This is a genomic window from Streptomyces sp. NPDC050546 (assembly GCF_044457425.1).
GTDB lineage: Bacteria > Actinomycetota > Actinomycetes > Streptomycetales > Streptomycetaceae > Streptomyces.
This window is the reverse complement of the sequence record NZ_JBITGX010000004.1, coordinates 173,830-186,350: the sequence shown is the minus strand read 5'-3', so window position 1 is coordinate 186,350 and position 12,521 is coordinate 173,830. Positions and strand designations below refer to the sequence as shown.

Annotated in this window: 12 protein-coding genes; 4 read left to right on the top strand and 8 right to left on the bottom strand. The window is 69.7% G+C overall.

Going from position 1 to position 12,521, the window contains the following annotated elements; translation table 11 throughout:
* Window positions 1–13 precede the first annotated feature (13 nt).
* On the bottom strand, window positions 14–373 hold the full coding sequence (locus tag ACIBK5_RS11810) for an NADH-quinone oxidoreductase subunit A (RefSeq protein ID WP_003974383.1): 360 nt from the start codon (window positions 371–373) through the stop codon (window positions 14–16).
* A 724-nt stretch (window positions 374–1,097) separates the two neighbouring features.
* On the opposite strand from ACIBK5_RS11810, the gene ACIBK5_RS11805 reads away from it, so the two are divergent.
* Both ACIBK5_RS11805 and def read left to right on the top strand, forming a co-directional pair.
* Window positions 1,098–1,937 (top strand): C40 family peptidase, encoded by an 840-nt coding sequence (locus tag ACIBK5_RS11805; RefSeq protein ID WP_399018633.1) that lies wholly within the window; start codon window positions 1,098–1,100, stop codon window positions 1,935–1,937.
* A gap of 304 nt (window positions 1,938–2,241) precedes the next feature.
* The gene (gene def, locus ACIBK5_RS11800; protein ID WP_399018631.1) at window positions 2,242–2,868 is read left to right on the top strand and encodes a peptide deformylase; all 627 of its coding nucleotides are present in this window, start codon (window positions 2,242–2,244) and stop codon (window positions 2,866–2,868) included.
* Window positions 2,869–2,959: 91 nt separating this feature from the next.
* On the opposite strand, the gene ACIBK5_RS11795 is transcribed toward def, so the two are convergent.
* Entirely contained in the window at window positions 2,960–4,255 is a 1,296-nt protein-coding gene (locus ACIBK5_RS11795) for a geranylgeranyl reductase family protein (RefSeq protein ID WP_391103343.1), read from the bottom strand.
* Window positions 4,256–4,494: 239 nt separating this feature from the next.
* Between ACIBK5_RS11795 and ACIBK5_RS11790 the strand changes: the two genes are divergently transcribed.
* Window positions 4,495–4,806 (top strand): PASTA domain-containing protein, encoded by a 312-nt coding sequence (locus ACIBK5_RS11790; RefSeq protein ID WP_382489183.1) that lies wholly within the window; start codon window positions 4,495–4,497, stop codon window positions 4,804–4,806.
* Between the two features lie 51 nt (window positions 4,807–4,857).
* Here the strand turns inward: ACIBK5_RS11790 and ACIBK5_RS11785 are convergent, their stop codons facing one another.
* The 4 genes from ACIBK5_RS11785 to ACIBK5_RS11770 all read right to left on the bottom strand — a co-directional run bounded on the left by ACIBK5_RS11785 (window position 4,858) and on the right by ACIBK5_RS11770 (window position 9,453).
* Window positions 4,858–5,553 (bottom strand): demethylmenaquinone methyltransferase, encoded by a 696-nt coding sequence (locus ACIBK5_RS11785; protein WP_399018630.1) that lies wholly within the window; start codon window positions 5,551–5,553, stop codon window positions 4,858–4,860.
* 71 nt (window positions 5,554–5,624) lie between these two features.
* A complete protein-coding gene (locus ACIBK5_RS11780) occupies window positions 5,625–6,722 on the bottom strand; it encodes an acyltransferase (protein ID WP_399018629.1) in 1,098 nt (365 codons plus the stop codon).
* Window positions 6,722–9,034: a bifunctional polysaccharide deacetylase/glycosyltransferase family 2 protein gene (locus ACIBK5_RS11775; protein WP_399018627.1), complete on the bottom strand. Its 2,313-nt coding sequence runs from the start codon at window positions 9,032–9,034 to the stop codon at window positions 6,722–6,724. The genes ACIBK5_RS11780 and ACIBK5_RS11775 overlap by 1 nt, the downstream gene beginning before the upstream one ends.
* A 14-nt stretch (window positions 9,035–9,048) precedes the next feature.
* Window positions 9,049–9,453: a hypothetical protein gene (locus ACIBK5_RS11770; RefSeq protein ID WP_399018625.1), complete on the bottom strand. Its 405-nt coding sequence runs from the start codon at window positions 9,451–9,453 to the stop codon at window positions 9,049–9,051.
* Window positions 9,454–9,745: 292 nt separating this feature from the next.
* Here ACIBK5_RS11770 and ACIBK5_RS11765 point away from each other — a divergent pair, with 292 nt between their 5' ends.
* Complete coding sequence (locus ACIBK5_RS11765) at window positions 9,746–10,801, top strand: chitinase (RefSeq protein ID WP_399018623.1); 1,056 nt, start codon at window positions 9,746–9,748, stop codon at window positions 10,799–10,801.
* Between the two features lie 22 nt (window positions 10,802–10,823).
* Here ACIBK5_RS11765 and ACIBK5_RS11760 read toward each other — a convergent pair whose 3' ends face one another.
* Together ACIBK5_RS11760 and mqnC are read right to left on the bottom strand one after the other, a co-directional pair.
* The gene (locus ACIBK5_RS11760; RefSeq protein WP_399018621.1) at window positions 10,824–11,270 is read right to left on the bottom strand and encodes a hypothetical protein; all 447 of its coding nucleotides are present in this window, start codon (window positions 11,268–11,270) and stop codon (window positions 10,824–10,826) included.
* 17 nt (window positions 11,271–11,287) lie between these two features.
* Window positions 11,288–12,487 (bottom strand): cyclic dehypoxanthinyl futalosine synthase, encoded by a 1,200-nt coding sequence (gene mqnC, locus ACIBK5_RS11755; protein WP_399018619.1) that lies wholly within the window; start codon window positions 12,485–12,487, stop codon window positions 11,288–11,290.
* Window positions 12,488–12,521: the final 34 nt, after the last annotated feature.

Sequence of the window (12,521 nt, the reverse complement as noted above, 5' to 3'; positions counted from 1 at the left end):
GACTAAAGGCCCCTCAGTCCCATTCCAGGCCGCCGCGCCGCCATACGTACGCGTACGCGACGAAGACGGTGAGCACGAAGAGCAGCATCTCCACGAGCCCGAAAATCCCCAGGGCGTCGAAGGTGACGGCCCAGGGGTAGAGGAAGACGATCTCGATATCGAAAATGATGAAGAGCATCGCCGTCAGGTAGTACTTGATGGGGAAGCGCCCGCCGCCGGCCGGCGTGGGGGTCGGCTCGATCCCGCACTCGTAAGCCTCGAGCTTGGCCCGGTTGTACCGCTTCGGCCCGATCAACGTGGCCATGACCACGGAGAAGATCGCAAAGCCTGCCCCGAGGGCTCCCAGTACGAGGATGGGCGCATACGCGTTCACCGCTCCTCGCTCCTCTCAGTCGGCACTGACTGCTGGCGGTTTGCATCGGGCTCACTTCCGCCCCGTCCGTCCCGCGAACCCCGCCCGCCCCGGCGAAGATCGGGAACATGTGAAGCAGGTCACAAGCCCAACCGCGTGCATCTTATGCCTGTCGCTCTGTGATCTGCGACACGGGGTATTACTCAACCTTTGTGATCTCCACCACCTGACGATCGATCATGAAGTCGGATGAGCGGTGATCTTCACACTCGAAGCGTCCGAGTGATCACGAGAGGTGACATTTTGGCTCGTCAGCGCAGGCCGGAGGGGTCGTCTCAATATCAAGAGAGTTCCCTTGCATGCAAATTGGCGATGGACTTGATCTCTTGATAGTGGCGCGTTCACACGTCAGGGGGCTCGGGGAGCGAGGTGTGGACGCGTGCATCCGTTCACGATCTTCGCGAGGCCGTGACCGGGTCGTGATCTACGGCGGGCGACGCGACCACCGGCCCGACCGTTCCGTGACCTCCGTCACACCGATGAGAGATCCATGAGAACGGGGCTTGGCCAATCAAACCAACCGGTGGTAGGCGCGGGGCAATTCGGGCGTATTGATCAAAGACCGTGATCACAGGCCGGTCACAGCGCGCCCGCAATGTCCGTTACGGCGTCAATAAAGGGCCTCGAACGGGGTTTTTGAGGGCCTGATTGAACAACTGTGGCGCAGCACACGTTTCTTGAAGATATGAAGGAGCCCCTGGTACCGGTTGTTCCCATGTCCCACACCGCTCACATACGCAGCCACCGGAAACCCCGCCGCAGTGCGACCTCGTCGATCGCCGTGCGTGCCGGAGTCACCGGTGGCATCCTCAGCATGGCAGCGGCGGGTGCGTCGGCCTCGGCGAGCGCCGCCGAGCCGGTGACGCAGACCATCGAACTGCCCACCCTGACGGCCGACATGTCCACTCAGGTCGCCCAGTCCGCAGCCGCCACCCAGCAGGCGGCCGCGAACTACGAACTGCGCGCCGAGCGTGACGCCGCCGCCGCCAAGGCCGCCACCGAGGCCAAGAAGGACCTCGCCGAGGCGAAGAAGAAGGCGGAGGCCAAGAAGAAGGCCGCCGAGGAAGCCCGCAAGGCCGCCGCCGAGCGCGCCACGCGCAGCGCCGAGCGCGCCACCCTCTCCGCCTCCGCCTCCGCGTCGGCCTCCACGTCGGTGTCGGCGCCCTCCAGCGGCAGCGTCGCGACCGTCATCGCCTTCCTCAAGGCACAGGTGGGCGACGCCTACGTCATGGGCGCCACCGGTCCCAGCGCCTGGGACTGTTCCTCCCTGGTGCAGGCCGCGTACAAGCAGGTTGGTGTGGACCTGCCGCGCGTCTCGCAGGACCAGTCGATGGCGGGCACGGACGTGCCGCTGTCCAGCGTCCAGGTCGGCGACATCCTCTACTGGGGTGGCAAGGGCTCCGCGTACCACGTGGGTGTCTACATCGGGGACGGCCAGTACCTGGACGCGGCCAACCCGTCCAAGGGCGTCGTCATCCAGGACCTGTCGGGTTACCCGGCGTCGGGCGCGGTGCGCGTCCTCTGACGTCACGCACACGGGTTTGAGGGCCACTGCCACGGATGGCGGTGGCCCTCCCGCCGTGTCCGCATCCCTCCCGCGGTGTGTCCGCACCCTCTCCTGCCGCCCTCACGGGCCGTCTCCCGGCCTTTCTGGGTCGCGGCGTGCCCGGATCGGGCCGAGCCGTTCCGCAGGGCTCAGACGGCCCTCTGGCCCCTCCGGTCCACCCCGCGCCGACGGTCCGGTGTGGCCGGACTCCTCCTGGGACGCGCACGTGGGTTCTGTTGTGATGAGTGCCCCGTCACCACAACCCACACCCGAGGAGAGCAAAATGCCCAGCGTCTTCGTGCAAGGACGGCCCGTCGACTCCTACCCGCGGCTCGCGCCCGAGTCCCGGCAGGGGAAGGTCCGGCGGATCACCGAGGTCGGCGAGGAGGTCCTGCACAAACCCTGCCGGGACGTCACCGAGTTCGGGCCTGACCTCGCCGCACTCATCGACGACATGTTCCTGACCATGTACATCGCGGACGGAGCCGGACTCGCGGCGAACCAGGTCGGTGTCGACCTGCGGCTGTTCGTGTACGACTGCCCGGACGACGACGGGGTGCGGCACGTCGGGCACATCGTCAACCCGGTCCTGGAGCCGCTCGACGCCGCCCACCGGAGGCTGCTCGACGAGGGCGAGGGATGCCTGTCGGTGCCGGGCGCCACGATGGACGTACCGCGGCCGGACCGGGCCGTCGTACGCGGATTCGACAGGGACGGCCAGCCGGTCGTCATCGAGGGCACGGGGTACTTCGCCCGCTGCCTCGCCCACGAGGCCGACCACTGCGCCGGGCAGCTCTATCTGGACCGGCTCTCCGGGCGGGAGCGGAAGGACGCGCTGCGGCAGGTGGCGGACCGGCGGGACGAGGTGCTCGCGCGCCGGGCCGCCAACATCGAGGCGCTGAGGGCCTGATCAGGCCCTCGCGCCGGGCGTGATCAGGCCTTCGGGGTGACCTTGCCGCGGGCGTGATCAGGCCGTCGGGGCCACCTTGCCGCAGGCGTGATCAGGCCTTCGGGGCCACCTTGCTCAGCCCGTTGATGATGCGGTCCATCGCGTCGCCGCCGGTCGGGTCCGTGAGGTTCGCGAGGAGCTTCAGTGTGAACTTCATCAGCATCGGGTGGGTCAGACCGCGCTGCGTGGCGATCTGCATGACCTTCGGGTTGCCGATGAGCTTCACGAAGGCACGGCCGAGCGTGTAGTAGCCGCCGTAGGTGTCCTTGAGGACGCGCGGGTAGCGCTGGAGCGCCAGCTCGCGCCGGGCCGGGGTGGAGCGGGCGTGGGCCTGGACGATGACGTCGGCGGCGATCTGGCCGGACTCCATGGCGTAGGCGATGCCCTCGCCGTTGAAGGGGTTCACCAGGCCGCCGGCGTCGCCGACGAGCAGCAGGCCCTTGGTGTAGTGCGGCTGGCGGTTGAAGGCCATGGGCAGGGCGGCGCCGCGGATCGGACCGGTCATGTTGTCGGGGGTGTAGCCCCAGTCCTCCGGCATGGACGCGCACCAGGCCTTCAGGACCTCGCGCCAGTCCAGTTCCTTGAAGGAGTCGGAGGTGTTGAGCACGCCCAGGCCGACGTTCGAGGTGCCGTCGCCCATGCCGAAGATCCAGCCGTAGCCGGGCAGGAGCCGGTCCTCCCCCGGGCCGCGGCGGTCCCAGAGCTCCAGCCAGGACTCCAGGTAGTCGTCCTCGTGGCGGGGGCTTTCGAAGTACGTCCGTACGGCCACGCCCATCGGGCGGTCCTCACGGCGGTGCAGGCCCATCGCGAGGGAAAGGCGGGTGGAGTTGCCGTCGGCGGCGACGACGAGCGGCGCGTGGAAGGTGACCTCGCGCTTGTCCTCACCGAGCTTGGCGTGCACGCCGGTGATGCGGCCCGTGCGGTCGTCCACGATCGGCGCGCCCACGTTGCAGCGCTCGAACAGCCGGGCGCCCGCCTTCTGGGCCTGCCGGGCGAGCTGGTCGTCGAAGTCGTCGCGCTTGCGGACGAGGCCGTAGTCGGGGAAGGAGGCGAGATCCGGCCAGTCGAGCTGGAGCCGCACTCCGCCGCCGATGATCCGGAGGCCCTTGTTGCGCAGCCAGCCCGCCTCCTCCGAGATGTCGATGCCCATCGCCACCAACTGCTTGACGGCGCGCGGGGTGAGGCCGTCGCCGCAGACCTTCTCGCGCGGGAACGCGGTCTTCTCCAGCAGGAGGACGTCGAGTCCCGCCTTGGCGAGGTGGTAGGCGGTCGTGGAGCCGGCCGGCCCCGCGCCCACGACGATCACATCGGCGGTGTTCTCGGAGAGAGGCTCGGTCACGACGGTCACGGCGGGATCTCCCCAAGCTTCGGGATCTGTGTGCCGGCGGGCACAGGACATGGGCAGTCTATGCAGCGGTGTTGATCACCCGGCTGAAGGGCTGCCTACGGGAACCGAGCCCCTGTTGACGGAGCGTAGTCGACTGTCACAGAAAGACACCCGTCGCTTCCGGGCGACGTGAGACCGGAGTTACCCTTCCTGTACCGCTGGGGGTGACATCTGTGCTGATATCCCGCAAAGCACCCGAAGTGCGCGTACCGCGTCTGGTCGGTCTGATGGCCGTGGACGCGCGCGAGACGGCCCGGGCACGAGGCCTGTTGCTCAACGCGCCGGACCGGCCCGACTTCCATCTCGCCGTCGTCGACTACGTCGTGCGCCAGTACCCGCAGCCCGAGGCCGAGGTGCCGCGGGACTCGATGGTCTACGTGTGGTTCGACTTCGGTCCCGGCGAGGGCGGCGGAGGCGTGCACGAGCCGCGGATCCCGAGACCGCCCAGGGGCGGACTCCAACGGGAGCTAGACGAGCCGGGCGACCCGTACATGGTCCTCAGCTCTCCATGAGCCCCTCGCCCATACATGGCCCTCAGCGATCCGGTAAGCCCCTCGCGGGGATCAGCTCTCCTTGAAGCCCCGGTGCAGGGCCACGATCCCGCCGCTCAGGTTGCGCCAGGCCACCCGCGACCAGCCGGCCTTGCCCAGCCGCTGGGCCAGTGCGGGCTGGTCGGGCCATGCGCGGATGGACTCGCCGAGGTAGACGTAGGCGTCGGGGCTGGAGGACACGGCCCGGGCGACCGGCGGCAGGGCGCGCATCAGGTACTCGGTGTAGACCGTGCGGAACGGCGCCCACGTCGGGTGTGAGAACTCGCAGATCACGATCCGCCCACCGGGCCGGGTCACGCGCTGCATCTCCCGCAGGGCCGCGTCCGTGTCCTGCACGTTGCGCAGCCCGAAGGAGATGGTGACGGCGTCGAAGGTGCCGTCCTTGAAGGGGAGCCGCGTCGCGTCGCCGGCCGTGTAGGGCAGCCAGGGCCGGCGCTCCTTGCCGACCTGGAGCATGCCCTGGGAGAAGTCGCACGGGACGACGTAGGCACCGGTCTGCGCGAAGGGCAGCGAGGAGGTGCCCGTGCCCGCCGCCAGGTCGAGGACCTTCTGCGCGGGGCGCGCGTCGACCGCCTTGGCGACCTCCTTGCGCCATCGCCGGTCCTGGCCGAGGGACAGCACGTCGTTGGTCAGGTCGTACCGTTCCGCCACGTCGTCGAACATCGAGGCGACTTCGTGCGGCTGCTTGTCCAGGGATGCGCGGGTCACGCACCCATTCTTGCAGCACCCCCGCACCGGGCCCCCGCACCGGGCTCCCGCACCGGGCCCCCCGAGGGTCCTCACGGCAGGAGCCTGGGCTTCTTCCGCGCCGCCACGTCCTCCACCCATCCGCACAGCAGCACGAAGACCGCGATCAGCACCCAGCCCACACCGAACATGAACCACTGGCTGTCCAGCGGCAGGTACGCCTCGAAGGCGGGCACGTCCCAGAACCGGTCGATCAGCGGTACGGCGAGGACCAGGGCGATCTCGTGCCAGAGGTAGAGCGTGACGGCCCGCGCGTTGAACACCGTGACGAGCCGGTCCAGCCGCCGGAACCGGGCGAGTCCCGCGAAGTCGGTCCGCAAGCGGGCCTTGGCGTACATCAGGAGCGTCACGAACCCGGCCGACCAGAAGGCCTGCGCGAGCGGGTTCTCGTCGAGGTCGTACGTGCCGTACTCCGCCTGGTGAGCCAGGGCGTACCAGCCGCCGAACGCGAGAGCGGCCGACGCGAGCGGGAGCAGCGCGGCGGGCTTCAGCCGGGCCAGGACGCCGTCGTGGTGCGCGAAGCCGAGGAGCCAGCAGAACAGGAACGTCACCAGGTCCCACAGGGCGGCACCGAGACGGTCGTCCGGCGGCTGCCACACGAACCGGAGAGCCAGGACCGGAGTCAACGACAGCAGCAGGACCGGGACGGGGGCGAGCCGGAAGAGCCGCAGCAGGAGCGGGGAGAGCAGCACGAACCAGAGGTACGTCCGCAGGTACCAGAGGATCTCCCAGGCCTGCTCGCCCCAGGCGCTGCCCGGCGGGTCGCCGAGCGGCACCACCCAGTAGACGATCTGCCAGCCCGGCATCCAGCCGTGCACCAGCATCGCGCCCACCACGAACACGCCCCAGAACCAGAAGGGCGGCAGCAGTCTGCGGACGCGGCTCCTGATCACCGTGAGCGCGGGGCGCTGGAGCGACCTCGCCATGAGGGTGCCCGCGAGGCCGAACATCACCCCCATGGAGGGGAAGACCAGCCCGGCCCAGGCCCAGCCGAAGGTGTGGTACGTGACGACGCGGACGAGTGCGACGGCCCGGAGGGTGTCGAAGTAGCGGTCCCGCACCGGGCGATCCGCCGGGCGGGCACCCGTCGCCGGGAGTGCCCGCTCCGCCGTCCTGCTGTGCGCCCCCATCAGCCCGCCCCCGCCGGGGTGCCGACCTCGCCGGTCCGCTTCAGCTTCTGCCAGCGCAGCCGGCCGCCGGTGAGAGCGGTGACGCAGGAGTGGATGAGGACGAGGTACATCATCTGCCGGTAGGCGAGCTGCTGGAGCGGCATCATCAGCAGATAGCGGTACTTCTCGCGGTCCAGACGGAAGGCGTACGCCGCGCACACCAGCTGGACCGCGAGCACCGCGAGCCAGGCCAGCAGCGCCGCCCTGAAGTCGATGAAGATCATCGAGTAGGCCGTGAACACGTCGATGAGCGGCGCGAAGACCGGCGTGACGATCTGGAACAGCACCACCAACGGCATGCCGACCCGCCCGAAACGCCCCGAAGGCCCCTTGTCCGTGAGGGACTTGCGGTGCTTCCACAGCGCCTGCATCGTGCCGTACGACCAGCGGTAGCGCTGGGACCACAGCTGCTTGAGCGAGCCCGGCGCCTCGGTCCAGGCGCGCGCGTGCTCCTGGTAGACGACCCGCCAGCCCGCTCGGTGCATCGCGATGGTGATGTCGGTGTCCTCGGCGAGGGTGTCCTCGCTCATGCCGCCGACCTGGAGCACCGCCTCGCGGCGGAACGCGCCGATCGCGCCGGGGATGGTCGGCATGCAGCGCAGCAGGTCGTACATGCGCCGGTCCAGGTTGAAGCCCATCACGTACTCGATGTGCTGCCAGGCGCCGATGACGGTGGTGCGGTTGCCGACCTTGGCGTTGCCCGCGACCGCGCCGACCTCCGGGTCGGCGAAGGGCTGCACGAGCTGCCGTACGGTGTCCGGCTCGAAGACGGTGTCGCCGTCCATCATCACGACGATGTCGTAAGCGGCGTTCCGTACGCCGTTGTTGAGGGCGGCCGGCTTGCCCGCGTTGGCCTGGCGGATGACGCGCACGTTGGGCATGCCGAGGGACTCGGCGATCTCGGCCGTGCCGTCCGTGGAGCCGTCGTCCACGACGATGATCTCGATCGGGTGCGTGCTCCGCGCCAGCGAGTCGAGGGTGTTGGCGATGCACTCCTTCTCGTTGTACGCCGGGACGATCACGCTGACCGGCCGGGTGACGGTCGGGCCCCAGCTGAAGCGGCGTCTGTTGCGGAGGCGGTGGTGGCGGCGGGCGAGGATCAGCATCATCCCGAAGCGGCCCATGACGGCCACGCCGACCACCATCAGGCCGACGGACAGCGTCGGCACGGCCCACTCGGCGACCGCCACGGCCGCGACCAGGGCCTTGCCCTCGTAGAGGATCGCGCCGGTGGCCTCGCGGTGGGCGGCCTGGAGGGTGTTCGCGGTGCCCTGGGGGCCGTTCGCGGTGCCCTGGCGGCCGTTCGCGGCGCCCTGAGAACCGTCCGAACCGTCCGAACCGTCCGCCGCGCCCTGGGGTCCTCCGGCTCCGGGCTGCTGCTGCCCGGAACCCCGCCCCTGTTCCATGACGCCGCTGATGGTGGTGAAGGTGTACCCCTTCGCCCGCATCTTCTCGATGTACTGCGGCAGCGCCTTGATCGTCTGCGAGCGTTCGCCGCCCGCGTCGTGGAAGAGGACCGACGCGCCCTTGTTCTTCTTCGGCGTGGCCCACTGGACGATCTTCGAGACGCCCGGCCGCTTCCAGTCGTCGCTGTCGGTGTCGACGAAGACGCTGGTGTAGCCGTCCTGGCCGAGCTTCTTGTAGACGGGCCAGCTGTAGTTGTCGATGGCGTCCGTCTCGGAGGAGTAGGGCGCCCGGAACAGGGTGGTCGTGATGCCGGCCGCGCCCGCCAGCGCGAGCTGGGTCTGCTCCATCTCGCGCCGGACGCGGGCGTCGCTCTGGTACGACAGGTCGACGTGCGTGAAGGTGTGGATCCCCACCTCATGGCCCTGTTCGACCATGTCCGACACGATGCCCGGGTAGCGCGACACCATCGAGCCGACGAGGAAGAACGTGGCGGGCACGTCGTACTTCTCGAGGATCGCCAGCACCTGGGGCGTCCAGGTCGGGTTGGGTCCGTCGTCGAAGGTGAGCGCGATCGTCTTGTCGGGGACGGAGACGGTCGTGGCCTGTCCGCCGCGGAAGGTGACGATGGGCCCGCCGTCCAGGATGTCGTCCGGTACGTCGCTGGAGCTGGCTCCGGTGCGCACGCGCTGGTCGCCGCCGACCTCGGCGCGCAGATAGCCGTCGAGGAGCATCACGCAGATCAGCGCGAGCAGGAGCAGCAGGGCGAGGATGACGCGCGGCTTCTGCAGCGCGGCGGCCTTGCCTGCGGCCCGCTCCATCCGGGAGGGGGCGCGACGGCGGCCGCGGGAGGGGGTGGTCGTGGTCATACGGCGGCCCCCGCTCAGTCGGAGCCCACGACCGCGGCGGCGGAGGCCGAGGCGGAGGGGGACGTGGTGGACGGGGACGTGGCGGACGGGGACGTGGCGGACGGGGACGTGGCGGACGGGGACGGACTGGGACCGGCGGCGGCGCCGTCTTCGGCTACCTGGGGCGGTGCCGACGGGACACCGCTCGGCGGGGCGCCGCCGGGGCCGCCGGGCCCCTCGCCCCCCGGCCCCTCGCCCCCCGGCCCGCCGCCACCGGGCCCGGCGCCCGCGAACGGCAGCAGCTGCGACGGTGTGAGCGAGGTGCCCCAGCCCATGAAGGCCGCGCCGAGCACGGCCGCGTACCCGAGGCAGACGACCCCCAGGAGGAGACCGATCCGGCGCAGCAGCCGGGCCCGGCGTCCGGAGTTGTCAACGAACACGGGCCCTTCGGCGGACTCGTTACCGCGTTTGCGGCGGCGACCGCGAGTGACGCGGCTTTCGATGGCAGGCTCGGAATGCATTCCCCGGACATTAGGCGGCCTTTATATGTCCTAAACTTGGGTTTTGATGTGAGAGACCCATGAGAAACGACCGAAGCTGTCCTTTCTCTGAGAGTTGTCGGGAAGTCCTGCGGAACTCGTTTCGAGCGCCCAACATCGTGAGACGTTTGCTGCCGGGAAACGTACTGGGGGTTTGGACCTTTATGACCTCACGAGAACGGGAGCGTGCGCTATGAGGAGTCACCGGAAGCGGGCGGCGGTCGGACTGGGCTGTCTGCTCGCCCTGGCCGGCACGGCCTGCTCCGAGCAGGGCGAGGCGGCCCGTCCGGCACCCCCGGCGTCAGCCGCGCCCAGCACCTCATCCCCGGCCGAGTCCGGTACCGACACCGATACCGAGTCCGGTACCGATACCGGCACCGCGTACGCCCCGTACGTCGACGCCAAGGACGCCGCCGCCACCGACTCCGCGGGCTCTCCCACGACGTACAACCTGGCCTTCGTGCTGGCCGGCGGCAGCGGCTGTACTCCGCGCTGGAACGGCACGGACGCCCTCGGCGACTCTGCGGTGAAGTCCCGTATCGCGGGGCTCAAGGAGGACGGCGCCCAGGTCCGGGTCTCCTTCGGCGGCGCCTCCGGCAAGGAGCTCGCGGCGGCCTGCGACAGCGCCTCGGAGCTGGCGGCGGCGTACGGCAAGGCCCTCGACGCGGCCGGTGCCACCCGGGCCGACTTCGACATCGAGGGCGACGAACTGGCCGACTCCGCCTCCATAGAGGTGCGTTCGAAGGCGATCGCGCTGTTGCAGAAGGAGCGTACGGATCTGGAGGTCTCGTTCACGCTGCCCGTCATGCCCTCCGGACTGGGCAAGGACAGCCTGGCGCTCCTCGCCTCCGCCAACGACAACGGCGTACAGGTCGCCACGGTCAACCTGATGACGATGAACTACGGCAGCTCGTTCGACGGCGACATGGGCGGCTACGCCCTCGCGGCCGCCAAGGCCTCGCACACCCAGTTGAAGAAGGTCTTCGGCACGTCGGACGCGGCTGCCTGGCGGGGCATGGCGCTCACCTCGATGATCGGTGTCAACGACGTCGACGGCGAGACCTTCACACTCGCCGACGCAGCCGAGGTACGCACCTTCGCCGAGGACAAGGGCATCGGGTGGGTGTCGATGTGGTCGGCGGCCCGGGACCGGCAGTGCGCGGACGGGACGAAGACCGACAAGCCGGCGACCGACTGCAGTGGGGTGAAGCAGAGTTCGGGAGCGTTCGCCGAGGAGTTCACGGGCTGACGGGGCGTCGAGGGCCGTCGGCTCAGCGCCGCCGGTGCACCAGCCGCCCCGCGCAGACCGTCGCGACGCACTCCCCCGCCTCGTCGAAGACGGCGAGGTCGGCCCGGCCGGTCGGCACGAGGGCGGGCCGGCGGGTACGCGGCAGGACGACGACGTCGTTGCGCTCGGCGGCGGACCGTAGTTCCACCGAGTCGACGTACTCCTCAAGCACCGCCACAGCCCCGAGCTTCAGCACCGCGTGGACACGCTCGCGCGGGCTCGGGGCGTCCGGGAGCGGGCCCTCGTGGACGCGGGCGGGGCCGAGGGTCCCGGGCCAGCTGCGCACCCGGGCCTTCGGGAACGCCTCGCGCACGTCGTCGAGCTTCCCGACGGCACCGATCCGGTCCCGTCCGACGACCACGGCGCCGTTCTTCAGGGGATCGGAGTCCCAGGTGACACGGACCGCGTCCGCCGTGTGGATCGTCTCCAACTCTTACCCGCCGCAGCCTAGTTGGGGGCGAGCAGCTTGAGCTCGGGGTGAGCCGTGCCGCCCTCGATGGCCGTGGACGAGATGTGCGAGGCCACGCGGTCGTCGGCGGGGTCGTTCGCCGGGTCGTCATGCACGACGAGGTGCTCGTACGTGGTCGCCCGCTGGGCGGGCACGCGCCCGGCCTTGCGGATCAGGTCGATGATCTCCAGCCGGTTGGAGCGGTGCTTGGCGCCCGCGGAGGAGACGACGTTCTCCTCCAGCATGATCGAGCCGAGGTCGTCGGCGCCGTAGTGCAGGGAGAGTTGGCCGACCTCCTTGCCCGTGGTCAGCCAGGAGCCCTGGATGTGGGCGATGTTGTCCATGAACAGCCGCGCGATGGCGATCATCCGCAGGTACTCGAAGAGCGTGGCCTGCGTGCGGCCCTTCAGGTGGTTGTTCTCGGGCTGGTAGGTGTACGGGATGAAGGCGCGGAAGCCGCCCGTGCGGTCCTGTACGTCCCGGATCATCCGCAGATGCTCGATGCGCTCGGCATTGGTCTCGCCGGTGCCCATCAGCATGGTGGACGTCGACTCCACGCCCAGTCCGTGCGCGATCTCCATGATCTCCAGCCAGCGCTCGCCGGACTCCTTCAGCGGCGCGATGGCCTTGCGGGGCCTCTCGGGCAGCAGCTCGGCACCGGCACCGGCGAAGGAGTCGAGCCCGGCGGCGTGGATGCGCTGGATGGCGTCCTCGACCGACACCTTCGAAATCCTGGCCATGTGCTCGACCTCGGACGCCCCCAGGCTGTGGATGACCAGCTGCGGGAAGGCCTGCTTGATGGCGGCGAAGTGCTTCTCGTAGTACTCGACGCCGTAGTCCGGGTGGTGGCCGCCCTGGAACATGATCTGGGTGCCGCCCAGCTCGACGGTCTCCGCGCACCGGCGCAGGATGTCGTCGAGGTCGCGCGTCCAGCCCTTGTCCTTGGCCTTCGGCGGGGCGTAGAACGCGCAGAACTTGCACGCCGTGACGCACACGTTCGTGTAGTTGATGTTGCGCTCGATGATGTACGTCGCGATGTGCTCGGTCCCCGCGTACCGGCGGCGGCGCACGGCGTCGGCGGCGGCGCCCAGGGCGTGCAGCGGGGCGTCCCGGTACAGCACGAGCGCCTCGTCCGGGGTGATCCGCCCACCGGCGGCTGCGCGGTCGAGGATGGGCTGAAGGTCGGCCTTCTCGGTCACCGGGCGTCCCTTTCGTAAGGGTTGTGGACGGACC

Excerpts from the sequence above, each read along its gene's own strand:
- ACIBK5_RS11775 (WP_399018627.1), bottom strand. The coding sequence starts at position 9,034 with ATGACCACGACCACCCCCTCCCGCGGCCGCCGTCGCGCCCCCTCCCGG.
- ACIBK5_RS11780 (WP_399018629.1), bottom strand. The coding sequence starts at position 6,722 with ATGGGGGCGCACAGCAGGACGGCGGAGCGGGCACTCCCGGCGACGGGT.
- ACIBK5_RS11805 (WP_399018633.1), top strand. The coding sequence starts at position 1,098 with ATGAAGGAGCCCCTGGTACCGGTTGTTCCCATGTCCCACACCGCTCAC.
- def (WP_399018631.1), top strand. The coding sequence starts at position 2,242 with ATGCCCAGCGTCTTCGTGCAAGGACGGCCCGTCGACTCCTACCCGCGG.
- ACIBK5_RS11765 (WP_399018623.1), top strand. The coding sequence starts at position 9,746 with ATGAGGAGTCACCGGAAGCGGGCGGCGGTCGGACTGGGCTGTCTGCTC.